The sequence below is a fragment of the Pedobacter sp. AC190 genome, from assembly GCF_979258025.1.
On the sequence record NZ_OZ409824.1, the window covers coordinates 2,474,530 to 2,500,242 of the forward strand.

The 25,713-nt window shown below is 35.3% G+C and carries 17 protein-coding genes; 7 read left to right on the forward strand and 10 right to left on the reverse strand.

Going from position 1 to position 25,713, the window contains the following annotated elements:
- The first annotated feature begins 46 nt into the window (after positions 1 to 46).
- Positions 47 to 1,879 (forward strand): M61 family metallopeptidase, encoded by a 1,833-nt coding sequence (locus ACZZZI_RS10870; protein ID WP_463489433.1) that lies wholly within the window; start codon positions 47 to 49, stop codon positions 1,877 to 1,879.
- A 44-nt stretch (positions 1,880 to 1,923) separates the two neighbouring features.
- Positions 1,924 to 3,231: a M20/M25/M40 family metallo-hydrolase gene (locus ACZZZI_RS10875; RefSeq protein WP_316755088.1), complete on the forward strand. Its 1,308-nt coding sequence runs from the start codon at positions 1,924 to 1,926 to the stop codon at positions 3,229 to 3,231.
- A gap of 170 nt (positions 3,232 to 3,401) precedes the next feature.
- On the opposite strand, the gene ACZZZI_RS10880 is transcribed toward ACZZZI_RS10875, so the two are convergent.
- The 6 genes from ACZZZI_RS10880 to ACZZZI_RS10905 all read right to left on the reverse strand — a co-directional run bounded on the left by ACZZZI_RS10880 (position 3,402) and on the right by ACZZZI_RS10905 (position 10,352).
- Positions 3,402 to 3,896: a GNAT family N-acetyltransferase gene (locus tag ACZZZI_RS10880; RefSeq protein WP_344768126.1), complete on the reverse strand. Its 495-nt coding sequence runs from the start codon at positions 3,894 to 3,896 to the stop codon at positions 3,402 to 3,404.
- Complete coding sequence (locus ACZZZI_RS10885; RefSeq protein WP_344768124.1) at positions 3,893 to 4,453, reverse strand: thiamine pyrophosphokinase; 561 nt, start codon at positions 4,451 to 4,453, stop codon at positions 3,893 to 3,895. Before ACZZZI_RS10885 ends, ACZZZI_RS10880 begins: the two co-directional genes overlap by 4 nt.
- 63 nt (positions 4,454 to 4,516) lie before the next feature.
- On the reverse strand, positions 4,517 to 5,809 hold the full coding sequence (locus ACZZZI_RS10890) for a hypothetical protein (RefSeq protein WP_463489434.1): 1,293 nt from the start codon (positions 5,807 to 5,809) through the stop codon (positions 4,517 to 4,519).
- A gap of 52 nt (positions 5,810 to 5,861) precedes the next feature.
- Positions 5,862 to 6,494: a thiamine phosphate synthase gene (locus ACZZZI_RS10895; protein ID WP_344768120.1), complete on the reverse strand. Its 633-nt coding sequence runs from the start codon at positions 6,492 to 6,494 to the stop codon at positions 5,862 to 5,864.
- Between the two features lie 181 nt (positions 6,495 to 6,675).
- The gene (locus ACZZZI_RS10900) at positions 6,676 to 9,117 is read right to left on the reverse strand and encodes a TonB-dependent receptor (RefSeq protein ID WP_463489435.1); all 2,442 of its coding nucleotides are present in this window, start codon (positions 9,115 to 9,117) and stop codon (positions 6,676 to 6,678) included.
- Between the two features lie 701 nt (positions 9,118 to 9,818).
- On the reverse strand, positions 9,819 to 10,352 hold the full coding sequence (locus ACZZZI_RS10905; protein WP_316755099.1) for an ATP-binding protein: 534 nt from the start codon (positions 10,350 to 10,352) through the stop codon (positions 9,819 to 9,821).
- Between the two features lie 492 nt (positions 10,353 to 10,844).
- Here ACZZZI_RS10905 and ACZZZI_RS10910 point away from each other — a divergent pair, with 492 nt between their 5' ends.
- The 4 genes from ACZZZI_RS10910 (at position 10,845) to ACZZZI_RS10925 (ending at position 15,620) form a co-directional block, all read left to right on the forward strand.
- Positions 10,845 to 11,162, forward strand: a complete 318-nt coding sequence (locus ACZZZI_RS10910) for a carboxypeptidase regulatory-like domain-containing protein (RefSeq protein WP_316755101.1) — start codon at positions 10,845 to 10,847, stop codon at positions 11,160 to 11,162.
- Between the two features lie 209 nt (positions 11,163 to 11,371).
- Positions 11,372 to 14,209, forward strand: a complete 2,838-nt coding sequence (carB, locus tag ACZZZI_RS10915; protein WP_344768115.1) for a carbamoyl-phosphate synthase large subunit — start codon at positions 11,372 to 11,374, stop codon at positions 14,207 to 14,209.
- Positions 14,210 to 14,325: 116 nt separating this feature from the next.
- A complete protein-coding gene (locus ACZZZI_RS10920) occupies positions 14,326 to 14,844 on the forward strand; it encodes a hypothetical protein (protein WP_463489436.1) in 519 nt (172 codons plus the stop codon).
- A 101-nt stretch (positions 14,845 to 14,945) separates the two neighbouring features.
- Entirely contained in the window at positions 14,946 to 15,620 is a 675-nt protein-coding gene (locus ACZZZI_RS10925; RefSeq protein WP_463489437.1) for a hypothetical protein, read from the forward strand.
- Between the two features lie 79 nt (positions 15,621 to 15,699).
- Here ACZZZI_RS10925 and ACZZZI_RS10930 read toward each other — a convergent pair whose 3' ends face one another.
- The 3 genes from ACZZZI_RS10930 to ACZZZI_RS10940 form a co-directional block, all read right to left on the reverse strand.
- A complete protein-coding gene (locus tag ACZZZI_RS10930; protein ID WP_463489438.1) occupies positions 15,700 to 17,628 on the reverse strand; it encodes a S41 family peptidase in 1,929 nt (642 codons plus the stop codon).
- A 596-nt stretch (positions 17,629 to 18,224) separates the two neighbouring features.
- Positions 18,225 to 20,666: a TonB-dependent receptor domain-containing protein gene (locus tag ACZZZI_RS10935; RefSeq protein ID WP_463489439.1), complete on the reverse strand. Its 2,442-nt coding sequence runs from the start codon at positions 20,664 to 20,666 to the stop codon at positions 18,225 to 18,227.
- Between the two features lie 452 nt (positions 20,667 to 21,118).
- Positions 21,119 to 22,801: a dipeptidyl-peptidase 3 family protein gene (locus ACZZZI_RS10940; RefSeq protein WP_316755110.1), complete on the reverse strand. Its 1,683-nt coding sequence runs from the start codon at positions 22,799 to 22,801 to the stop codon at positions 21,119 to 21,121.
- Positions 22,802 to 22,915: 114 nt separating this feature from the next.
- Between ACZZZI_RS10940 and ACZZZI_RS10945 the strand changes: the two genes are divergently transcribed.
- Complete coding sequence (locus tag ACZZZI_RS10945) at positions 22,916 to 23,752, forward strand: N-acetylmuramoyl-L-alanine amidase (protein ID WP_344768103.1); 837 nt, start codon at positions 22,916 to 22,918, stop codon at positions 23,750 to 23,752.
- A gap of 177 nt (positions 23,753 to 23,929) precedes the next feature.
- Here the strand turns inward: ACZZZI_RS10945 and ACZZZI_RS10950 are convergent, their stop codons facing one another.
- Complete coding sequence (locus tag ACZZZI_RS10950; protein ID WP_463489440.1) at positions 23,930 to 25,585, reverse strand: glutamine--tRNA ligase/YqeY domain fusion protein; 1,656 nt, start codon at positions 25,583 to 25,585, stop codon at positions 23,930 to 23,932.
- Positions 25,586 to 25,713: the final 128 nt, after the last annotated feature.

The window sequence follows — 25,713 nt, forward strand, 5'->3', positions numbered from 1 at the left end:
AAACATCTTCCATTTTTTGTAATTTAAGCCCGTCAAACCCCGATTTATGAAAAAAATTTTAGGAACGGCTGCGGTAATGTTATTATCGTTAAGCGTTTTTGCCCAAAATGAAATCAGCTACAATGTTTCATTCCCTAATGCCATTCACCACGAGGCAGAAATCAGTATGCAAATTCCAAATGTTCCTGCTGGCACTTTGAAAGTTAGAATGAGCCGTTCTTCGCCTGGGCGATATGCAACCCACGAATTCGGTAAAAATGTTTACAACCTAAAAGCTTTCGATGGTAATGGAAAAGTATTGGTGTTAAATCAATCTGCTGGCGATGTTTACGAAATCCCAAATCCTGGTAAAAGCGTTAAAATAACCTATACGTTATTTGGTAACTGGATTGATGGAACATACGCGGGTTTCGATGAAACACATGCACACATGAATATCCCTGCAACGTTTGCATTTCCGATTGGACTGGATGAGCGTGCTCGTTTGGTAAAATTTAACTACAACGATAAACAAAACTGGAAAGTGGCTACGCAATTAAAGCCAATGGGTAACGAAACTTATTATGCCCCAAGTTTTCAGTATTTTATGGATAGCCCAATTGAAATTGCTAACTATAAAACGGCAAGCTGGGAAGTAAAAAATAAAGATGGAAAAATGCAAACCATTCATCTGATTTCACATTCTAATGATGAACAAAAAACAGTAGATAATTATGCAAATATGCTCAAGAAAATGGTTGATGAGCATTATGCCGTTTGGGGCGAATTTCCAACTTACGATTATGGAAATTATTATTTCCTTCACGATGTTTATCCAGATAATGCTGGCGATGGGATGGAACATAGAAACTCTACTTCAATTGTTCAGCGTACACCAAAAATTGAAGGATATGAATCTAATCTACTTGGAACATTCTCTCACGAATATTTTCACAGCTGGAATGTTGAACGGTTAAGACCTAAAACCTTAGAGCCTTTTAACTTTAATCATTCTAACATCAGTAATGAGCTTTGGCTTGCTGAGGGTTTTACACAATATTATGGTTCATTGTTGCTTACCAGAGCAGGTTTTAAAACGGTAGATAATGCTGCTCAAACTTTTAATGGTTTAGCAAACGCAGTGCTAAATTCGCCAGGGGCTAAAAATTATTCGCCAATACAATCTAGCAGATATGCTGTTTTTGCTGATGCAGGTGTGGCTATTGATCAAACAAACAAAGGCAATATTTTTCTTTCGTACTATACTTACGGTGCGGCAACGGCTTTGGCATTAGATTTACGTTTGCGCAGCGAATTTAAACTTAGCCTTGATGACTATATGCGTGCCTTGTGGAAAGCTTATGGTAAGCCAGAAATTGCATACACCGTTTCCGATTTGGAAAAAACGTTAGCCGCTTTAACAAAGAATCCCGCTTTTGCGGCAGATTTTTTTAAGCGTTATATTTATGGAACGGAGAAGAATGATTACGCAAAATTATTACTGAATGCTGGATTTGTGCTTAGAAAAGCAAATCCAAGAAAAGCTTATACAGGCATAACACGCTTAACAGTAGAGAATGGTAAAGTTACATTACCGCAAACAACAATCGGAACACCAGCTTATAACGCGGGTTTAGATGTTGATAATGTATTGTTAACTATTGATGGTGTGGAAATAAAAGACCAAGCTGCGTTAACTAAGTTAACAGAAGCACATAAACCTGGCGATGTTGTAGAAGTAACTTATTCTTATCGCGGAGAAGCAAAATCGACAAAGTTAACTTTTGCTGAAAATCCAACACTTGAGGTTATTTCTATTGAAAAAACTGGAGGAAGTTTAACAAAAGAGATGCAAAATTTCAGAGATAACTGGTTAAATTCTCAGGTGAAAACAAAATAATAATCAAATCAAAAAACTAAATTAGTAGATAAAATAAATAAAAAATGAAGAAAATTTTTCTTGTTGCAATTGCTGGAATGGCCACTTTACAGCTGAGTGCACAAAATATTGATAAAATAATTACCCGTGAATATACCGACCACTTAATTAAAACTTTAAGTGCTGATGATATGGAAGGCCGTGGGACATTTACGCCTGGAATAGATAAAGCTGCAACGTTTATCGAATCTGAGTTTAAGAAAATTGGTTTGAAACCATTAACTGGCGCCGATTCTTTCCGTCAAACTTTTTTTAAAATTAAACTAAGTCCCGAACCAACTAAACTGGTTATCGATGGCAAAACTATTGCGCAGGAAAATATTCTGGTAACAGGTAAATCACCTTTGGTTACTTTTAACCAAACCAATGGCGATGGAGTTATTAAATTAGATACAACAAAAACATTTGCGGTACAATACCGTGCGTTAAGTCGGGCAGGTAAAAAACAAATCGTTTTGGTGAATGAAAAATTTGCTGCAGATTTTAAACGTTATAAATCTTTTGGAGGTCGTGGCGCAATTTTAGATGAAAAGGATATGCAGAGCCCAACACAAGATGCGATGGTGTTTGTGTTTGGTGTAAATGATGCAAAAGAATTTAACGTTGAAGTAAAAAACAAAACTGAAAAACTGCCTCTATTTAATGTTGCAGGCATGATTCCTGGTAAATCGAAAGCTAAAGAACTAGTTGTATTTTCTGGTCATTACGATCATTTAGGTATAACTAAATCAGTTGATGGCGATAGTATTGCAAATGGTGCAGATGATGATGCATCGGGAACAACTGCAATGATTGCCTTGGCGAAATATTATAAAGCACAAAAAAATAACGAACGTACTTTAATTTTTGTTGCTTTTACGGCTGAAGAAATTGGTGGTTTTGGTGCAAGATACTTCTCTGAAAAATTAAATCCTGATGATGTGGTAGCCATGTTTAATATTGAAATGATTGGCAAAGATTCGAAATTCGGAAAAAATACAGCCTTTATTACTGGATTTGAACGTTCTGATTTCGGAAAAATTTTACAGAAAAACTTAACTGGTACAGAGTTTACTTTCCATCCAGATCCATATCCAGAGCAAAATTTATTTTACCGTAGTGATAATGCAACCTTAGCCGCATTAGGTGTTCCTGCGCATACAATTAGTACAGATCAAATAGATATCGATAAGCTTTATCACTCTGTTAAGGATGAATACAGTTCTTTGGATGTAGAGAATATTTTATCTACCATTAAAGCGATTGCTAAAAGCGCAACTTCGATTGTAAACGGAACTGATACGCCTACAAGAATCCCGAAATTGAAGCAATAAAATATCAGCTACGATTTGTTTTGTGAACACACAAACTATATAAATAAAAAGCCCTGATTTGTTTTCAAATCAGGGCTTTATTTCTTAATTAATTTTTAGCAGTTATGATAAAGAAATGTTTGAATCAACGTCAAAATATTTCTTTACTAAGAGCAAAAGGGTTACTATTTCTAAAATTTATATTCCATTACATAATCATCCATGAAATAACCACCGCCAATATCCAATTTAACAGATTCTTTAACTGTAAAACCTCCTTTTAGGTAGAAATCTTTTGCTTTATTATGCTTGTTAACGTTAAGTTCTAATGCCGAAGCTCCAGCATCTTTTACCTGATTAAAGACCTCATTTATTAAGATTTTACCAACGCCTTTACCATGTGCGGAAGGCAACACGTAAAGTTTATGTAACTTATAAATGCGTTCATCATGACCGATAATCGAATAGCCAGCAAAGCCATATTGATTTTCATTATCTTCTGCGATAAGAAAAATATGCCCGTCCATAAGCTGCTTAAGTAACTCACCACGGTTATACATTTTCTCTAACATATAATCGATTTGAGCTTGCCCGATAATGTCTAGGTAAGCATCAGGCCAGGTGCCTGCAGCTATATCACGGATAATTTCTAAATCTTCTTCTTTGGCTTTTCTAAGGGTAATCATATTGGTTCACTAATAAAAATAGGTTGACCAGAAAAAGTAAATTCTACAAATCCATCATTAACGACTTCGAAAATACCTTCCTCGTTTTGCATGAGGTTGTTTACTTCAAAGTACCTGTTGCCGTGAATTAAAAATTCACTTCCAGCAGGTTTCCAAACTGAAAAGCCAGATTTGATGGCATAGTGTTTTGCCTTCTCGGTAAATACAACAAGATTAATTTTATCTTCAAAACCTGCAAATTTTTCTAGATCGAATTTAGAGGTGATCACATTTACAGCAGGGAATTTCTCTTCATATAGATAATTCATGGCAACCATTAAATCATCTACCAGGCCATGAACAAACTTGGTGTCTTCCTGAGTATCAGTTTCTTTTCCGTTTACTAAAACATCGACTTTTAAACCTAAAGAGATAATTTTATCATAGTTTTCGCCATTTACTAAAAGCGTTGGGCTCCATTCTAATAGCTGGCCTAAAAGCTCTTCGTTAAAATTTCCAAGCTCATCAATGTATAAAGCTGGCTCTTGTTTTTCTTTTACAATATGGTGTGAAGACATATTGCGAAGATAAAAAATAGTATCAAGAAGTGAGTATGGATTGAACTATAATGATGTATAACTTTATCGATTATATGGATACTCATTAATCCAATGAAAACCCCGGTTAATTAATCTAAATTCTTTCAAATCTTTACGTTTAAAACTTATGTAAATGGAGTCTGTGTTCTTTTTACCATAGAAAATAAGATGATCTTTATCGGGGAAACTATATTTCAGTGTATATTTTTCAAAGTCTTTATTTCTTGAATTTAATATAAGTTCTTTTTTGCCCCTATCAAATACTGTAGCGAAATTTAATGTACTATCATTCATCAGTTTTATCTGAGCATAATCAGTTCTACTAATAATCATTTTTTTCCAGCGTGTACTATCGGTAGTAAGTGGAAGCACTTCATTACCTTTAAATTTAACAATTTCAACATCGTATATGCCGTATAAAAAAGGTTTTGGCGCTAGTGAGCCGTAGGTATATTGTTGCTTTAATGCATTGCTGAACATGATTCCAATTGTCCAAACAATTATTATATATTTGAAGCTTCTAAACAAAATAATGTACCAGCGTTTTCTAAAAGCAGGAACCTCAAGAAGCGTTATTTTTTGAGGTTGATTGGTTAAGAAGAACCTGTATATCGCCAGCATATTAGGAGCTAAAATAAATAGACACATGAAGACGAGTGTTGTCGAAAGGATTTTTACGGGTATATCGAAGAAGTAGTTCATAGCCATTACGTGCACACTTGCAGCTAATGATAAAAATGCGCCTACAACCATTGTTCTTTTAAATAGTAATAGGATAGCTGATACTTCAATAATACCCATAAAGATATTATAGCCTTTTGAGAAACCTAAAAATGTCCAAGCTAAACCCATTGGAGAGGAATCTCCAAAAGGCTGTATTAAGCGGTTTAAATAAGGCTGTGGAAACTGTAACTGAATTACTTTTACTGAACCGTAAAGTATAAGCGTAAAACCAAGATAGAATCTTACCAATACGATAAGCCAATAGTAGAGTTTATTATAGTCTTTGCTTTTGCTATCTAATATTGACCAAACCAAACACCCAAATGCTGAAAAAATAACAAACAAAAGTAGAAGAATATAATCGTAGGTTGTATCTCCACTTCCATTTGTGAATATGGTTAAATTATATTCATGTTTGAGTACATTTATCGCTATCCAAGGTATTATTTGATGCAATAGTTCTGTAGGATAGAAAAAAATCTGTCTAGCATAGGGAAATGCACCATTGTTGTTTAAGAATATAATTAGAACTAATAGAATGAAAAAAAATCTGAAAGCTATTTTCTTTGATAGACTCCAGTTTAAATCTTTTTCGAGAGAAGATGTGGACATAATTTAGATTTGAGTGTTTCCAAATCTAAAAAAAAATTTACTTCTCTAATTTTTAACTCTTTACCGCCTCGTAAAAATCCTGATAGGCTTCAATAAAGTCATCAGCAAAATTTACAGCTCCAGAAACTGCAATACCGTAAATTCCTGTTTGCATTAAGGCTTCTACATCATAAATCTTTATGCCACCAACGGCTAAAACGGGGAGCTCAATATTTAAGTCTTTTAACTGTCTTAAGGCTAAGGTATAGTCTTCAATACTCAAAAGCGGATAATTGTTTGGCTTAGTTTCCGTAGTAAAAAATGGGCCAAATCCTGTATAATCAGCGCCTTCTTTTGCTAAGCGAATCAGATTTTGTACTGTATTTGCCGAGCCGCCTAAAGTAATATCATTACCAACTTGCTTGCGTAAGGCAGTAAAATCTGCGTTCATGTCTTCAATATGAAAACCTTGAATATCGGCTTTGCCATTTAAATGAATATGATCGGTAACGATGAGCGTCGTGCCCCAATCGTCGCAAATTTCGGCAATGGCATTAATGTCTTTTAAAAGCTCATCATCGGGTTTACTTAAACAACGATATTGTATCCACTTTGCACCAGCTTCGCAAGCATTTTGTACTTGCTCAATATGCGTAAGCTGTGGAATATCATGTGTGATGTAATGGAACTTTTCTATGTATTTCATGCCAGGATTTTTTAAGATTTAAGGATTACCAGGATTTTGTATTGTCGATTTAATTATTGCCAACATAAACTAAATTACCCATAAATAGCATTGCGAAGCACGAAGTAATCTGTTTCATGTAAAGATTAAGTCCGTGCCTCGCAGTTGAAAATAGGTTTTCTGCTTTAGTCTATTAGCTTTATTAAAACTTAACGTTTAAACTTAATAAAAAATTGGTTCCAGCCTGAGGATAGTAGAAATTTTCTGTAGTTCTGCTGCCTCCCGAAAGGTAACCATAAGTATAGCCATTGCTTTCATATTTTTTATCGAAGAGATTATTTACCAAGAAACCTAGGTTTATATTTTTAATGCCTGCCAATTTGAAATCGTAACCTAAACGGGCATTGCTAACCCAATAACCATTAATGGTTCTATCGTTGTTTTGTGTATTATCTAAATATTGCTTGCTTACATATTTACTTTGTAAAGCAATTGCAAAACCCGCAGCTGGTTTGTAAACGAGTTCGCCAAAAAGTACTGCGCTTGGAGAAAATGAAATATTGGTTAGCGTGTAGTTGTTAACCACTTGCCCGCCATTATCATAGTCATCATAATACTCGGTAAAGTTTTTAATTTTATTTCTGCTCAATGCCGCATTCGCATTTAAAACAAAAGATTTACTAATGATGTACGAACCATCTAACTCAATTCCTAAACGATAGCTATTGTCAACATTCTGACGGAAATTCCCACCCGTATCGTTAATTTTTCCAGTTTCTACCAATTGATTTTTATAGAACATGCCATAAGCATTTGCACCTATATTTAGCTGTTGGTTTTTAAAGCGATAACCTAATTCAACATCATTTAATCGTTCAGGTTTCGGCGAAACGCCAACAGGCGCATCGGTATAATCATTTCGATTAGGTTCTTTATTTGCAATACTAAAAGATGCATATAAATTACTTTGTGTATTAATAAAGTAGGTTGCGCCAAACTTTGGATTGAAGAAGTTGAGTGTTTCATTAATCGCTAAAGTATTTAACTTATTCTCTGTTCCGGCAATATCATAATAAACACGGCGGTATTGCAAATCGGCAAATAAACTTAAGGCTTCAACAGGGCTGTAATTTATCTTACCATAGGTGTTAAAATCTGTTTTAAATCCATCATTATCGTAATAATGTCTATCTATATTTCCGTTTGAAGCATATTGAGCCCAGATAATTTGACCAAAGTGAGCGCCTTTATATTCGTTATAAGCGCCACCTAAAGTAAAATTCAAATTCTTTTCAGGTACATAATTAAACGCATAGGTAACGCCATAAAAATCATTATCTAACCATCGGCGACGAATCAAATCTGTTCTTGTAATGGTTGAGCCACCAATAACTACTGGGTTTAAGCCATAATCGCTTAGCTTATTATTTACCCTGTATTCCTCGTAATACCCAGCACCTTGTGTGTAATGTAAAGCGCCATTAAAAGAGAATTGATCAGAAAACTGTCGGGCGTATAGTAGCTGATAATGACTTTGAGTATAATTATCCGTTTGATTGTTATATAAGAAACTGTTATAAGTTCTGCCAGAGTTAAGCAAATTGGCCGCATCTTCTGCATTCAGCGCATTCCTGTCTATATATGCCTGCATACCCGCAACATCGTTTGTTAATCTTGATTCAGGAATACCGTTCCAGGATTGGTAGGTTTTTTCCGTTCCCGCAAATACATTTAAGCGCAGCAAATCCTTATTGCCATGATAAGCACCAGAAAGGAAATACGATTTCAATAACGAGGAACCTCTGTCAACATAACCATCAGAGCTAATTCTTGATAGGCGACCATCAAAACTAAAGCGATTGTTAATTAAACCTGTTCCAACTTTTATTGTGTTTTTCCAGGTATCGAAGCTGCCATAAGTGCTGTTTACTTCTGCATAGGGTTCTAACTCGCTGGCAGTTGTTTGAATATTTAAACTTGCGCCAAAAGCGCCAGCGCCATTTGTAGAAGTACCAACGCCACGCTGAATCTGAATATTATCAACCGACGAAGCGAAATCAGGCATGTTAACATAAAAAGTACCCTGACTCTCGCTGTCATTCATCGGGATTCCATTTACCGTTACATTTATACGGCTATTGTCGCTCCCGCGGATACGAATTCCAGTGTAACCTACACCAGCACCAGCATCCGAGTTAACCACAACTCCAGGGGTATTCTGCAAAATAAAGGGTAAATCTTGCCCGAAGTTATTTTGTTGAATCTCCTCCTTACTTACATTTTTGTATGTAGTGGCCGATTTTTCATTAGCTCTTGTTGCCCTAACCACAACTTCATCTGCTAAGAAATTTTGTGGAGCGAGGCTAAAATTTAGCGCTTGATTTTGGCTAAGTTCAATCGATTTCTCAATCGATTTGTAACCTAAATAACTTACATTGATAACGTACTTTCCAGCGTTAAGATTGCTTAAACTAAAGTTTCCTTCAGCGTCGCTAAGTACTGCAGTTTTTAAATTTTTTAACCGAATGGTTGCGCCAGGTAAGGCTTTTTGATTGTTATCTGTAACTTTTCCAGTAACAGAAATTTGGGCCAAAGCAAAGAATGGCAGCATTGCAGCGATAACTGCAAAAAGTAATTTTTTCAATTTTTAATTGTTTTAGTTAAACCCATCGGAAATAGGGGTACTCCCGATTTCAGTTAAACTTCCATAACTCCAATCCCTACGCCGGCATTACCCGGATCAGGTGCATTCAAGTTAAAAGTTGAGGGTTAAAAGTTGAAAGTTTGCATGATCCAAACTTTTCACTTTCTACTTTTCACTTTCTACTTAAAATGGGTATGATCTCAGCCCGTTTTTGTGTTTATAACAAACAAGGCACCCCTAATGATGCGACAAATGTAGAAAATATATTCAAAAGAAAAATTTATCTTTTTATTCTATGATTTGACTTTACTATACAGGCTGTTGTTTTCGTGTATAAGAGGGCAACTCAAGACTTACAACAGCGTTACCTTTTTGATGAATTTATATCGTAATTAGACCGCAGTTTATTCGGGTAGAATTGTCACACATCCGAACCAACTCCGAATCAAATGCGTCTCAAATCAGAATTATTAGTTAACGGAACATACACAAAACATACGCATGTTAACAGCAGACTATATGCAAAACGTATTGTGAATATGGTCGAAAGAAGAGGATTTGCAAGCTAGAGCGACCGACCTTAGATCTGGATTTCAATTTAGTTTATATTGTTTTTTAGAAAACGCTATGGTATTGTATAAGGAGCGAAGTAATGGAGATTGTTTTTCAACTCAATTTTTGAAATCGGGATTCTCTGCTTTTTAGGGAATTTTTAAAAAAGCATCAATTACATCGATTGCATTTTTAACTCGCTCATCGGCAACTCCGCCTACAACTTTGTAGGTTGCGTTAAGGGCCTTTAATTCTTTGTGCCAAACCTCCATAAAATATTCTCTTTGGTTAGGGAAATCTCTTAAAGGATCGTCTTGCCATGGCAAATCTATATCCATGAGTAAATATAAATCATAGGTTCTTTGCTGCAGTGCTCCTAAAACAACTTCTGGTGTTACGCCTAAAACCTCATCGCTCCAGATTTTAACCGTAATAAATGTGGTGTCACAGATCACGAAATCATCCTTCGCAATCGTTAAAACAGCATCTTCAAGCGATATTTGGCCGTAATACATATTTACCTCATCTTGTAAGGTATAAGGGGCCGTTAAATTTGCACAATAATAACGAGCATACTCTGGCACCCACGAAACATTGTAATGCTTAGCTAATAGTAGGGATAAAGTAGATTTTCCTGTACTCTCTGGGCCAACTATGGCTATTTTTTTTATTAATTTATTCAAAATATGGTAATTCAAAGTGGGTTAGACAATAGAAACAAATTGCCCTATCACTTAAAAAGATAAACAAAATTAAAGAAAAAATCCGGTTGAGGAGGGCTCCTCTAACCGGATAATAAACCAAACAAACTATTTATGAAGAAATCCTCATTGCGGTTAACTACTCCGCGAGGAAGCTTTAGATCTAACTAAAGTATTTACAAAACGTAAATACATACTCGTTATTACAACATTATTGCCAAATATCAGACAATAACAGTTTCGTGACGTAAACATGACTTGTATCGAAAATCAGACTGGCTTTTTGCTTAAAAGCTTTAACAATATACAACTAAATGGATTTAGTATGTATTCAATTTTGTTCAAGTAAATATACAGTGTTTATATAATTGTTCAGTTTTTGAAACTTTTTGTGCCAGTTATCGTTTACACTTTAACACTATTTAACTTTTTCAGTAATAACAATTAATTTATCCCTAATAAATATTTATCGCTATGAAAAAATTGAATTTAATTATGGCCACAATGATGATATTAACGCTTGTTGTTTTTGGGTTTACCAAAATAAGGCTTGGTGGTATTACTGGAAAAATTACACCGCCAGAAGGTGTAGCTCAGGTTGCATTGGTTGCAGGTACCGATACTTTGAGAGCTGAAATTAGTAAAGGAGCTTTCACATTTGTTAACCTTAAAGAAGGCGTTTATAAAGTTTGGATTAAAGGTAATGCTCCCTATAAAGATGCGACAATAGAAAACGTTGCAGTAAAAGATAGTTCTACAACAGATTTAGGCGAAATTAAATTGCAACAATAACGGTTTAAGCAAAAGAAAAAACTAAAAAGAGCGCTCGTTAGACGCTCTTTTTTATTTTAAAAAAAGCAGCTTAAAATACATCTAAAGATGTATCTTTGCATCCCGACAGAACAGTTGGGATTTTCTTCAAAAAAGCAAAAAACCTTCTTGCTTCTTCACCCGTAAGGGTTACAAAACTTTAGAATTTTAATTATTGTTTAAGCTTTATCATGCCTAAAGACACTTCCATACGCTCAGTACTAATTATCGGATCAGGCCCAATTATTATTGGCCAAGCCTGCGAATTTGATTATGCAGGTTCGCAAGCGGCACTTTCTTTAAAAGAAGAAGGTATTACCGTTTCAATTATCAACTCTAATCCGGCAACAATTATGACGGATAAAGTTATTGGTGATCATGTTTATCTTCATCCTTTAACTGTTGATTCAATTGAAGCTATTCTTCAAGAGCATATAGACTCTGCTGATTTACCTAGAATTGACGCGGTATTGCCAACTATGGGTGGCCAAACTGCATTAAATCTATGTGTAGAAGCTTCGGAACGTGGAATTTGGGAAAAATATGGCGTTAAAGTAATCGGTGTTGATGTTGATGCAATCGAGAAAACTGAAAATCGTGAATCTTTCCGCCAGTTAATGGTTGATATAGGTGTTGGTGTAGCGCCTTCTAAAATTGCCAACTCCTTTTTAGAAGGTAAAGAAGCTGCTCAAGAAATCGGTTTTCCATTGGTAATTCGTCCATCGTACACTTTAGGTGGTTCTGGTGGCGGTTTTGTGCACAAAAAGGAAGAATTTGATGCCGCACTTAAACGCGGTTTAGAAGCTTCGCCAACGCATGAAGTTTTAGTAGAACAAGCTGTTTTGGGCTGGAAAGAATATGAATTGGAGTTATTGAGAGATAGTAATGATAACGTAATCATTATCTGTTCAATCGAAAACTTCGATCCAATGGGTATCCACACAGGAGATTCGATTACGGTTGCACCTGCGATGACATTATCTGATCGTTGTTATCAGGAAATGCGTAACCAGGCGATTAAAATGATGCGTGCCATCGGTACTTTTGCGGGTGGTTGTAACGTTCAGTTTTCGGTTAATCCTGCCAATGATGATATTATTGCCATCGAAATTAACCCACGTGTTTCGCGTTCATCAGCGTTAGCAAGTAAGGCAACTGGTTATCCAATCGCAAAAATTGCGGCTAAATTGGCAATTGGTTACAACTTAGATGAAATTGAAAATCAGATTACTAAAACAACTTCAGCATATTTCGAACCTACTTTAGATTACGTTATCGTTAAAATCCCTCGTTGGAATTTTGATAAATTTAAAGGCGCTAATAAAGAATTAGGTTTACAAATGAAATCGGTGGGTGAAGTAATGGCCATTGGCCGTACGTTCATCGAGGCTTTGCAAAAAGCTTGTCAGAGTTTGGAAATTGGTCGATCAGGATTAGGTGCAGATGGCAGACAAGTTCGCAACATAGAAGAAATTATGGATGGTTTGGAGCATGCTTCATGGAACCGTTTATTCTTAATAAAAGATGCCATGACAATGGGTGTGCCTTTGGAATCGATCCGTAAGGTTACTAAAATTGATAAATGGTTCTTAAATCAAATTCAGGATCTTGTAGCTTTAGAAGTTGAGTTAAAAAGATATTCATTAAACAACATCCCTCAGGATTTCTTCTTCACGTTGAAACAAAAAGGTTTCTCTGATATTCAAATTGCCTGGTTATTGGGAAATGTTACTGAGGATGAGGTTTACGACAGGCGTAAAGCTTTAGGCATAAACCGGGTATATAAAATGGTTGATACCTGCGCTGCGGAGTTCCCAGCGAAAACACCTTATTACTACTCATCATTTGATGAAGAAAACGAATCTATTTCTTCAGATAGAAAAAAAGTAATTGTTTTAGGTTCTGGTCCAAACCGTATTGGTCAAGGTATTGAGTTCGACTACTCTTGTGTACATGGCTTGTTGGCAGCTAAAGAATCGGGTATTGAAGCGATTATGGTTAACTGTAATCCTGAAACGGTTTCTACCGATTTTAATATGGCCGATAAACTTTACTTTGAGCCAGTTTTCTGGGAACATGTACGCGAAATTATCGAGTTAGAAAAACCAATGGGTGTTATTGTTCAGTTAGGTGGTCAAACCGCTTTAAAAATGGCTGAAAAATTAACAGAGCATGGTATCAAAATTATCGGTACTTCTTTCGAAAATATGGATATCGCTGAGGATCGTGGCCGTTTCTCTGATTTGTTAAAAGAATTGGATATTCCTTATCCTCGTTATGGTGTTGCAGAAAATGCTGAAGAAGCAATTGTTGTAGCAAACGAAGTGGGTTATCCAGTATTGGTTCGTCCGAGTTATGTATTAGGCGGACAAGGCATGAGTATCGTAATTAACGATGAAGACCTTGAAAAAGCTGTAGTTAAATTATTGGGCGATTTGCCAGGTAACCGTGTGTTAATCGATCACTTTTTAGATCGAGCAGAAGAAGCAGAATCGGATTCGATTTCTGACGGTGATGATGTTCACATTGTAGGTATGATGGAACACATTGAACCTGCAGGTATCCACTCAGGAGATTCCTTCGCAGTTTTGCCAACATTTAGCTTACCAGAATCTGTTACCAAATCGATGGAGGAATACTCTATTAAAATTGCAAAGGCTTTAGATGTACGTGGTTTGTTAAACATTCAGTTTGCCATTAAAGACGAGAAAGTTTACGTGATTGAAGCAAATCCAAGAGCTTCCCGTACCGTTCCCTTTATCGCTAAAGCTTACGATGTTCCTTATATTAATATCGCTGCAAAAATTATGTTAGGTGTAGCGAAGTTGAAAGATTTTACTATCGAACGTAAGTTAAAAGGATACGCAATTAAAGAACCTGTTTTCTCTTACGAGAAATTCCCTGAGGTTGCAAAGGAATTAGGTCCTGAAATGAAATCGACTGGTGAGGCCATTCGTTTCATCAAAGATTTAGAAGATCCTTATTTCCGCAAGCTTTACAAAGATAAATCAATGTACTTGAGTAAATAATAGCAAAGGGCGATGGAAACATCGCCCTTTTTGATTTTAGGAGGTTGGGATTTGACCTAAAATTTCTTTTGTAGCGTTTAGCTGAAAATTCACGTTTTCATTAAAAAAAAACAACTATGAAAAGAAATCTTACTGTATTAGTATTATTGCTAGTTTTTGCAATAAGTGGCTGTAAAAAGGAAGCAATTGAGTTTCAAAAGGATTTTGATAAAAGCTTTAAAACCTGGCTTGATTTTAAAGCTTCGGCCAGCAATAATTATAAGTATCAACTGGTTACCAATTCATGGTCAGGCTCCTCTACACAAACTACAATTACGGTAAAAGATGGTAAAGTTGTACAGCGGGAATATATTTCTAAAACGGTTAAACAACCAGGCAATGTCATCACGATACATGAAGATTGGGTGGAGAATGGGCAATTGCTATATAGTCATAAAAATTATGGTGCAATTTTAACGCTTGATGAAATTTACGAGAAGGCAAAAACTGAATTATTAATAAAAAGGGCTGATGCCGAAGTAAGTTTTGGATCCAAAAATAATGGAATGATATCAAGCTGTGGCTATGTGCCCAAAAATTGTGCAGATGATTGTTTTAGTGGATTCAGCATATCTTTTATTGAACGAATTAAATAGTAAAGAATTTAAGGGCGATGGAAACACCGCCCTTTTTAATTTAAATGACGATATTTAGTTTTAAGATATTTGATTAACAAACTCAAATTAGTCAACTAAACATGAAAGAGATTCCGTATTGGATGCCTGAATTCGAAAAACTACTTTTAAAAGTAGCTTCCAATCTATCTTCTTTGATCTGGATAGATGAGCTCCATACATTCTATAAACAATATGAAGGAAAAGGAGAATATGTAAGAGTTCGATTTGAATGTGAAAGCCTAATGAGTATGATTTATAAGCATACTGGTTTTTTCGAAAAATCCTTTGATATAGATTTAAGATTGTTAAAAGAGAATCCACCAGAAACAGCTAGTTATTGGGGTGTTATTTCCAGGGCTGTAGCTACCAGTGATAACTTAGGCCGCAAGATTGAAATAATACCTTATGCAGAAGCATTTCTAAATACACAGGATGATAGCTTCGCTAAAAAACATGTAGTTTTGCTTTGGTATGTCTTAATATTTGCTCAAAAAGAAAATTCATATTTCGAGAGCTTTAATCCCATTGTTAAGAATGTTGAACTTTTCCTTGAAGAAAAAGCCGACATACAACTCTCATTCGCTGAAAGGGTCAAGTATTTAAACGATAAATACGTAAATGCATTAATCACATCAAATTCATTTGAATTGGCTTATAGCAAAGCTAATAAAGAAGAGCGAGCACAGCTCGCCAAAGACTATTTAGCAACTAAACCTCCAAAATTTTTTAGAGAAAGATTAAAATTATATGTTTGAAATAAACACAAAGCCTGCAAATATTAGTGATAGTTTTTAGTGCCTCATGAAATATCGCCCTTTTTAATTTAAATGATTGCTACCATCCTTTGTTTAACGTTTCGATAGCTTTTTCGAGCAACTCATCTTTTCCTTCTTTTATCCCATTAATTGTTGGGTAAATTACCTCATCAATCCTTACACCAACCCTTTGTGTTGGTTTCCCATCAGGATAAAAAACGCCAATCCCTGATATCATTGTTCTTAATCCTCCAGGTAAAACTATTGGAGATACATCTCCATCAGCCCCAGCTGTTTTACTACCTATAACCTTAACGTTTGGCGAACTTTGAAATGCCATTGTTGTATATTCAGCCTGGCTTTGCGAAGTTGAATTAACAATAATTACAACTTTTCCCTTATAATTATCATGATTCATCTCGCCATTGTTTATCGCATTGCTAAATTTAAAAGCGCCAGGATATGCTGGGTTCCCGATACTAAATTTTACAAATGGTGTTGAAGCGCTTTTGATGTAGTTGCCAAAAGTAAAAGGCATAAAATCAGATGGATAACAACGCATATCGATTATGATGCCCTTAGTGTTGGCAAAAAGTTTAATAATTTCGCGCAACTTAGCATTTTTATATTTTCCTGGAAACACGTACCCTATGTTTTCATTTATTAACCTAAAGGCTTCTGCCTTTTCGAAATCTGGATCTTTATAAACCTGCATTAATTTACCCATTGGCAGATCATATTCAAAGCTTTTGCCATCTCGCTCGACTTTGATTTTTAAGCTGTTTTCGTTACTTCTGAGTAAGTAATTATTAGGTAGATCCCGAAGTTGTGTATCGTAATTTGATGCTGCCGTTAATGGTAAATATTCTTTTATAAGTTCAGCGACATCTTTGTTTTGTATGGATGTAATTATATCCCCAACTTTTAGTTTGCCCTTAACATCAAGCGTATCGGTATGCAATGCTGTTATAACTAATTTTTGCTCAATAAATTTAGCTTGAAGCGGAGCGCCATATTTTCCTTTAAATTGGTTTAGCGCTTTACTTCCACTCCAAAGATTTGCATGTGTATCGTTTACCGATGCAATTAGTTTTAAGACAGCTTTAGAATAATCTAACTCATTTTTTACATCAACAAACTCTGGTAATGATTTTTTTAAAACATTGTTCCAATCCTGGCCAATAGCATCCTTGTATGGGAAAAAATAATTAATCATCGCCCAGTAGCGATAAAGTGCTAATATGCGGTAACCAACATCTGAATAACTCATTTTTAAATATGGATTCTCATTTTTAAAAATGGGGTTAGATGTGCTTGGATTCATTATGACATAATAATTTCTACCTGTATTTCTATTCTCTTTGATGTATTCTAATTTTTCTAAAAGGGAGGCTCTGAAAATTTTTTTATCAAACAATAAGCCATAGTCTGGTTTAATTTCGTAAGATTCGTTCGCAATCGTTTTACAATCCTTACATAATTCAGGCTTTGGCAATTTGTCTAAAAATTTTTCCAATGCCAAACTCAGTTCAGAATTATTCTTTGCATTAATTACGGTTGGCAGCAATCTGAACAGCTCGGCATCCCAATTGTAATCTCCTTTGGCAATAGCTGGATGATGGTATTTTAGAAACCCCCAAAATTGACCAGTTGCTATTAAATTGTTAGTGGTTTGATCATCAAGTTTAAAGTCTTTTATTTTTGAGCTATTTATAAAAGCGGTGTCGGTTTTTGCCTTTGCTAATGCTAATTTTTTTAATTCGTTGCTGGTAATTGGTATACCATCAATAAAAATTTCAAAATTATCAAACCAGGCTTTTCCATCTCCCGAAAGAAGTCCGCCGATGTAGAGCGTTTTAACTTCTTCGCTATTATAATCAAGTTTTATAGAATATTGTTTCCAGTCAGTAGTTCCTTTTACACCTCTGGTGCCCATATTATCAAAGGCTATCATTTTAGAATTTTCATCATCAATCCGCATATATAAGCCAGCGTAACCTGTTGACACGCCTTCGGTTTTTAAATATGCTTTTAATTCTATCGTTCTGCCTTCGAAAACTTGTGTTATGGGATGGGTTATTACACCAAAAGAAGATTGGGAGCCTTTCTTTTCGAGTAAGATGCTATATTTTTCATGCTGTTTTATGGTGCTATCTAAAGAAATTTGGTAAGCTTTATTTTGTGCTTCACTAAATTTAACTAACCAACCTTTTGGTTCCCTGTTTTTATCAAGATTCTCAAAACTGCCATTTATATCAAATTGAGAATAGGTTTTGCATGAAGATAATAGTAGAATAATGAAAAGTAATTGTTTAATGAGATTGAGAGTTTAGATGTTTCAAACTAAAGTAATTATAAAAAATAGATTGCCAATTTGCAACTGTTAATAGTAGCAGGAAATTTTGTTTATAAACGGGATTGAAGCGATATCCTTTTAAATTAGAAGCGGCTTCGTTCACATTGTCATTCTGAGGTACGAAGAATCTGCAACCGATGAAACAGATGCTTCGTGCCTCAGCATGACAGAATAATTTAAAAGATTAAGCAAAAAGCCCGACTAACGATATTCGTAGCCAGGCTTTTGCTTTTCAAAGGATTTGTAATTTAGTTTTTCATCCTTCCTTGTTCAGATTCTGTACCTGTAGAGCGACGACGGGCGGGTTTTATCTCATTTTTACCAAAACGATAAGTGAAACTTATTCTGCCAATCTGGCTTTCGTTTTTCTGGCGAACCTCATATTTTAAACCAGGATAACCACTCGATAGATTATTTTTGTACGTGTTAAATATATCTGATAAAGCCAGCTTTAAACTTGCTTTTTTATTCATTAAAGATTTACTCAAACCAGCATCAATAGAATATCTTTCTTTTAGTTTTAACGTGCCATAATCTAATGGTGATTCGTAGCTGCCATTTAACTCTGCTGTTAACCCACTAACTATGGTAAAACTTTGTTGCGATTTAAATTGAAATGATGTTTTACCTGTTTTCAATGCCTGACCAGCTAAATTCGGTGCCTCGAAACTCAAGTAGAAAACATTTAAATTATTGTTCATCGACCACCATTTTGCAACCTTAACTGGAATATTCAAATTAGCATTATAACTGATGTTTTTCGCAAGATTTTCATTGGTTTGGTATAACGCTTTTTGAGCCTCGTTTGGTAACAGAACTTCGGTAATTACATCAGTTGTTCTGCTGTAACCTACCGATAACATATACTTTTGCATTAAGGTATAACTCAACTCAAAATTGTTAGTGTATTGAGGCTTTAGAAACGGATTACCTTGATTGTAGGTGTACTGGTCTAAGTAGTAAATGAAAGGATTTAAGGCATCGTAACTCGGGCGGTCAATTCTTCGGCTGTACGAAAAACCTAACTGGTTGTTTTTTGAAAGTGTCTGTTGAACAAATAGCGTTGGAAAGAAATCCCAATAACTTCTTTCTACAATTGTATTTGTTGTAATTAAATTTCCTTTCGAGTTGGTTTGCTCTACTCTTAAACCAAGTTGAATACTGGTATTTTTAAACTGTTTATTAATATTTGTATAAGCGGCATTTACATTTTCATCGTAAACAAACTGGTTGCTTCTGCGAACATCATTTTGCCAGTTATTGTTTATAAGTTCTTCTGCCTGCAAATCGTTATCTGTTTTTACCCAGCTACTTTTTAATCCAGCTTCAAGCTTTACCGTTTTGCTTAAAGCAACATTGTAATCTACTTTAAATGCTTTAATATCAATTTTCGAAGGTGTATTATTTCTAGTATAACTAATCGGACGAATTCTATTTCCATTTGCAAACATATAGTCGTTTGTGTAATCAGAGCCATCATTGCCACTATATTTTGAATAATCGAAATCTGCAGAAATTTCCGAACCAGCAGTATCCAAAATCGACTTATAATTTAGGTTATAAGCAATATTGTTATACTTATTGGTTTGCAAACTAGTAGATCTTAACGTAGAATCTGTTGTTTGGAAAGACGGGCCAATTAACGTGTTATTTGTAGCAAATTCTGTCCCGTTGTTGAAGTAACCATTTACTAACACACCGATTGTGTTTTTCTTATCGATAAAATAGTCTAAACCTGCTTTAAAGTTATTGTTTTGTTGTTTTCTATTACTTAAACCTTCTTGCATAAAATAAGTATCGGGTGTACCGTTCGAGATCCTGTCGATAGCAATTGTATTTTCGCGTTTGGTTCTACCATAATTATAATTTCCAAAAATGTTTAACTTCTCTGTTCTATGGTTAAGATTTAATCCTGCATTACCTCTAAAGTTTTTGCCATATCCAGCGGTTGCATTTACACTTCCGTTTGTACCGCCTGCTTTACTTTTCTTAGTTTTAATATTAATTATGCCTGAGTTGCCAGATGCATCGTATTTTGAAGATGGATTGGTAATTAATTCAATCGTTTCAATTTCAGAACTTTGCATGTTACGCAACAAATTTGCCACATCAGCGCTACTCATATAAGTTTGTTTTCCATCCAATTGAATCAATACGCCTTGCTTTCCCTGCATAGAAATATTATCATTCTGATCGACTGAAACACCTGGAGCTTTTTGTAAAACTTCGAGTGCATTGGAGCCTGTCATCACCGCACTACTCGAAACATTCATTACAACTTTATCCATCTTTCTTTCGATTAATGGTTTAGTTACTGCAATGGTAACTTCTTTTAAATTCTGACTTGTAGAAACCAACTGCGCCGAACCGAAATCTACTTTCTGATTATCTTCAGCAAGGGTAATAACTTTACTTTTTAAAGTTTTATAGCCCATGTTGCTGGCCTTATAGAAATAATTTCCTTTGGTTGGTACCGTAAAGCCAAAAGCACCGTTCGGATCTGTAAAGCCAGTTTTTACTATGCTAGAGTCTGCAGCCTTATAAAGAACAACAGTTGCATAATCTGCAGGTTTTTTGTTCTCATCCAGTATAGTCCCTGTAATGTTTGCCTTCGACGATGTTTGCGCAAAGAGATAACCCGAAGAAAAAGTGGCGATTATTAATAACGATATTTTGTAGATAGTTTTCATTGGTTTTAGGTTTTAATAATTTAAAAAATTTAGGCAAAACGATTTCTATAACGTATGTGCATACGTTTTCCAGAATTTTACCTTCCTGTTTTAAAGTTTAGCACGAAAACGAACGGTTTCCGTGGTTTAGTTATTAATAAGACGACCGTTTTTTTAAAAGGTTACAAGGTTTTCAAAAAAAGAATAAAAACATTAATGTAATCATAATTTGAAAGTGAATGTTGGTAGGTTATGGCTAATGTAGCCCTGCCATTTGCTCCAATCTTTTTAGGCTTCGGTAATGCGGAGTATTAAATGGTCTACACCATCTTTCCGTGCGGTATTCAATTCAGTGGTTGCAAAAAAAAAGTATTTCCGCTGCTGTCAGGCTTATTAAATAAAAATTCTACCCATAAAAAAAGGTTTGTAAGCATTTTGCATTACAAACCTTCTCAAAATATCGAATTTTAAAATTATTTCACGCCAAGAACATCTACACCTTGCTCAAAAACAAGGTCAACAGGAATGTTTTTTCTGGTTAACCGATCTAAATCTTTTTGTAATTCTGAAGAGATATTAGCTTTTTCTTTTTGGGCTTTTTCTACAGCTATTTTATCGCCATTTCCCTGCAGGGTAATGATAAATGCACTTAAATCATTCATGGTAGAAGCAAATTTATCGAAATTTACCTTGTAAGTTCCTTGTGGTGTACGTTCAAATGCACCTTTTTCTTTAAAGTAATTAAAGCATTGCATATTAGCCTTTCCATGCGCTTCTGATGCCCCAAAGCGAACTGAGCGTAAAATGCCAGCCATAAAAGTAGTGTAATACTCTTTAATATCACCTTGTAGTTCGCCCTTTTTAAGTAAACCTGTCACCATATATAAGCCTAAAATATCAGCTTTGCCCTCTTCAAGCCAGCTGTATTGCTCTTTCAAAGCGGCACGAACAAAGCCTTTTCCTGTTATGGTTTTTTTAATCCCTAATCCGTGGGCAACTTCATGAAACATTACGTTTGCAAAAAACGCATCAAACTTGATATATTTTTGTTGCTCCGCATCAATTAACTCTTTAGAAATTGGCATTAAAATTTTCTCGAATTTTGCTTGCATTGCATTTTTAAGCTGAGAGCGGCGGGTTCCTTTTTCTTGTTGAATTTTCTCGTCGTTTGGTAAATTAACCGCAATGGTTTTAGATCCAGCGTTACAATCTCCTGCGTAATAAACAACATCATAAGCATTTAGTTCAGAATCGGTACCTGGTGTTTCTGCTTTGTATTTTGCAGCAACAGGTAAGTTTTTCTGTAATTCTGGAAGCATTTTTACATATTTTGCCAAACGCTTGCTCCATGCTGCATCCTTAATTAAAACGTAAGACTCATAGCTTGTGCGGGCATTGAAAAGTTTGTCTTCGTAGTTTTCAATGGGGCCGATAATAATGTCCAGCCCATTGGTTTTCATATCTAACCAGGCATAATCGCTTGCGGTAAAATTATCCGATACCAATGCATCAGCTCGTAGGTTTAGGTACTTTTTTAAACCAGCGTCTTCTGCTATTAAAGCTGCTTGTTTTAATAATGATGATGCTTTTTGTAACTCAGCAGCAAATAAAACATGATAAGGTACTGTGCTTAATTTTCCAGTGCTGTCTTTTTTAATTACCGAATAAGCACCAAATTTGTCAGACAGTGTCGATTTTTCAATTTCTTCCTTAGTTATGCCATAAGGATAAAATGATGCACCTTCAGGTTTAACCCCAACTCCTGCAACAAAAGGTTTGTCGTTATTTAATCTATCCCATGGGCCATAATTAATGTTAACGAAATCTCTCGTTTTTTCATCCTTAATGGTTGCCAGTAAACTATCGCGTTGCGGATAAGCTTGTTTCCAGTATAATTCATCCATAATTTCTGCCGCTTGAATTAAAAGAGGCAAAACCTTACGGTCGTTTACACTAAGCTGATTAATATTGGTTGTTAATTTTACGCGTTCGTAAATGGGTAGGCGTTGTGCAACATATTCAGTTAAACTATCTTTTTGGATAACAACTGCCGCTTTGTCGCCTGCTGGGGGATTAGCATTGTTACATGCTGAAAACAGTGTTGCCGATAATGCAATAGCTGGTAATAATATCTTTGTTTTGTATAAATTCTTCATTATTAAATTATATCGAGCCAAAATTAATAAAATTTAAAAGCATTGTATAAAGTTTGATGTAAAGGATGAACTTTAACCTAACTTTGTAACTTCGATGCATTAATAAAATACATTATGTTGTTAACAAGTCTTACAAAAAATCGTTTATCACTTTCAATTGTTTTAATTTTTTTAATTTCTGCCTGTAGCACAAATAAGTATGCTGCAACCGAAAAAATTTATAAAGAAAAGGTTAAGGGTTTTTCAAAGATTATATTGGCAACGCCGCCCGAAGGTCAGCTTTATGATTCAGTAAATGCTGCAAACCAGCAATGGATTGGCTCTGTAAATTTTGGCATTCGTAAGCCTAATTTTGTAATTATTCACCATACTGCCCAAGATAGTTTAGCCCAAACTATAAAAACATTTCACTCTACAAAAGCAGGAACTAGTGCACATTATGTGGTTAGCCGCGATGGGAAAGTAGTTCAGATGGTTAACGATTATCTTCGTTCTAACCATGCAGGGGTAAGTAAGTGGGGTAAAGATACCGATTTGAATTCTTCATCGATTGGGATTGAGTTAGACAATAACGGCACAACCGATATTTGGCCTGATGCACAGATTAACAGCTTGATAAAACTTTTAACAACGCTGAAAAAGAAATACGGAATCCCAACCGCAAACTTTATTGGGCACGCAGATATTGCCCCAAAACGTAAACCAGACCCGAACAATTTTCCATGGAAAAAATTAGCAGTTAAGGGTTTTGGGTATTGGTACGATGATGTACTTCAAAACCCACCAGTTGATTTCGATACCACTAATGCATTAAAGCTTATGGGCTACGATACAAGTGATTTAGGTGCTGCAATTATAGCTTTTAAGCGTCATTTTATTCAAACAGATCTAAAACCAAAACTAACGCCTGTAGATATTTTGGTTTTGTATAATGTTTATACAAAATATTAAATAGGTTTGCCGTTTAGCCAATGAGATTGCGGAATAATAGAATGTTCTTAAATTCCGTCAATATCGCGGATTAGCATCGCATATCATCTGCAAGATTACTTTCTATGGCAACAATCTTGGCATAAAAAAACACGGATAAAACTGGTCTATCCGTGTTTATTAAGAAAGCTAAACTATTTAGTTCGGTTTCTTAAAGGTATCTTTTAATGTAACTGTTCTATTGAAAACAAGTTTTTCAGGTGTAGAATCTCTATCTAAGCAGTAATACCCTTTTCTGATGAACTGGTAACGACCATCTAAATCAGCATCAGCCAAAGCTGGTTCGATGTATGCATTAGGCAATACGGTTAAGCTTTCAGGATTTAAATAATCCTTAAAGTCTCCTTCCTCAGCATCTGGCGTTTCGGAAGTAAATAAGCGATCGTACAAACGAATTTCTGCAGTTTTTGCATGTGCTGCACTAACCCAATGAATGGTTCCTTTTACATTAATTCCACTTGTATCATTTCCGCTTTTCGATTCGGGAATGTAAGTACAATGAATTTCGGTCACGTTACCATTTTCATCCTTAACAAAATCTTCGCATTTAACGATATAGGCAAATTTTAAACGAACCATTGCACCTGGCGCTAAACGGAACCATTTTTTTGCAGGTACCTCCATGAAATCTTCACGCTCAATCCAAAGTTCGTTGCTGAATGGAATAACACGTGTGCCTCCGCCATCTTCTGCTTCAGGATTGTTCTCGCCGATTAAATCTTCACTTCCTTTTTCGTAATTGGTTATCACTAATTTAATTGGATCTAAAACGGCCATCACACGATTAGCTGTTTTATTTAAATCCTCACGGATGCAAAATTCTAATAAACTTAATTCGATCAGGTTTTCGCGTTTTGCAATACCAATACGCTCGCAAAATTCGCGAACACTTTTTGGTGTAAAACCTCTTCTGCGTAAGCCAGAAATTGTAGGCATACGTGGATCATCCCATCCACTAACTAAATTTTCGTTTACCAATTGCAATAATTTACGCTTACTCATTACGGTTGAAGTAAGGTTTAAGCGGGCAAATTCATATTGTTTTGAAGGGAAAATTTCTAATTTATCGATAAACCAATCGTATAGTTCGCGATGCGAAACATATTCTAATGTACAAATCGAATGGGTGATGTTTTCGATACTATCACTTTGGCCGTGAGCAAAATCGTACATTGGGTAAATGCACCATTTGTTGCCTGTACGGTGATGTTCTGCATGTTTAATACGATAAATAATCGGATCACGCATTAACATATTCGGACTTGCCATATCGATTTTTGCTCTCAAAATATAAGCGCCATCCGCAAACTCACCATTTTTCATTCTAGTGAAAATGTCTAAGTTTTCTTCAACGCTGCGATTACGATGAGGGCTATCTTTTCCAGGTTCGGTAGGTGTGCCTTTTAGGTTTGCAATTTCTTCTGCAGAACTTTCATCAACATAAGCCAAGCCCTTTTCGATTAGTTTTACGGCAAAAGAATACAATTCATCAAAATAATCTGATGCAAATAATTCGTTTTTCCAGCTAAAACCTAACCATTTAATATCTTCTTGCTGGCTGTTTACATACTCTGTTTTCTCCGTAACTGGATTAGTATCGTCAAAACGCAAGTTTGTATACCCGCCGTATTTTTGTGTTAGTCCGAAGTTTAAGCAAATCGCTTTCGCGTGGCCGATGTGTAGATAACCATTAGGTTCTGGCGGAAAACGCGTAACCAAAGTTTCATACTTACCACTATTTAAGTCGTTCTCAACAATTTCTTCAATAAAGTTCAATGACTTTTCTTCACTCATAAAAACCTGTAAATTAGGAATGCAAATGTAAAAAGATTGAGCGTAATTATATAAGGAATAGTGAATAGAATAATTTGAGGTAGGAAATGGGGGAATAGAGAATCGGAAATAGATTGAATAAAATTTTC

What these genes read in the sequence shown, in the direction of transcription:
- ACZZZI_RS10870 (WP_463489433.1), top strand. Translation starts at nt 47, where the DNA reads ATGAAAAAAATTTTAGGAACGGCTGCGGTAATGTTATTATCGTTAAGC.
- ACZZZI_RS10875 (WP_316755088.1), top strand. Translation starts at nt 1,924, where the DNA reads ATGAAGAAAATTTTTCTTGTTGCAATTGCTGGAATGGCCACTTTACAG.
- ACZZZI_RS10880 (WP_344768126.1), bottom strand. Translation starts at nt 3,896, where the DNA reads ATGATTACCCTTAGAAAAGCCAAAGAAGAAGATTTAGAAATTATCCGT.
- ACZZZI_RS10885 (WP_344768124.1), bottom strand. Translation starts at nt 4,453, where the DNA reads ATGTCTTCACACCATATTGTAAAAGAAAAACAAGAGCCAGCTTTATAC.
- ACZZZI_RS10890 (WP_463489434.1), bottom strand. Translation starts at nt 5,809, where the DNA reads ATGTCCACATCTTCTCTCGAAAAAGATTTAAACTGGAGTCTATCAAAG.
- ACZZZI_RS10895 (WP_344768120.1), bottom strand. Translation starts at nt 6,494, where the DNA reads ATGAAATACATAGAAAAGTTCCATTACATCACACATGATATTCCACAG.
- ACZZZI_RS10910 (WP_316755101.1), top strand. Translation starts at nt 10,845, where the DNA reads ATGAAAAAATTGAATTTAATTATGGCCACAATGATGATATTAACGCTT.
- carB (WP_344768115.1), top strand. Translation starts at nt 11,372, where the DNA reads ATGCCTAAAGACACTTCCATACGCTCAGTACTAATTATCGGATCAGGC.
- ACZZZI_RS10920 (WP_463489436.1), top strand. Translation starts at nt 14,326, where the DNA reads ATGAAAAGAAATCTTACTGTATTAGTATTATTGCTAGTTTTTGCAATA.
- ACZZZI_RS10925 (WP_463489437.1), top strand. Translation starts at nt 14,946, where the DNA reads ATGAAAGAGATTCCGTATTGGATGCCTGAATTCGAAAAACTACTTTTA.
- ACZZZI_RS10935 (WP_463489439.1), bottom strand. Translation starts at nt 20,666, where the DNA reads ATGAAAACTATCTACAAAATATCGTTATTAATAATCGCCACTTTTTCT.
- ACZZZI_RS10940 (WP_316755110.1), bottom strand. Translation starts at nt 22,801, where the DNA reads ATGAAGAATTTATACAAAACAAAGATATTATTACCAGCTATTGCATTA.
- ACZZZI_RS10945 (WP_344768103.1), top strand. Translation starts at nt 22,916, where the DNA reads ATGTTGTTAACAAGTCTTACAAAAAATCGTTTATCACTTTCAATTGTT.
- ACZZZI_RS10950 (WP_463489440.1), bottom strand. Translation starts at nt 25,585, where the DNA reads ATGAGTGAAGAAAAGTCATTGAACTTTATTGAAGAAATTGTTGAGAAC.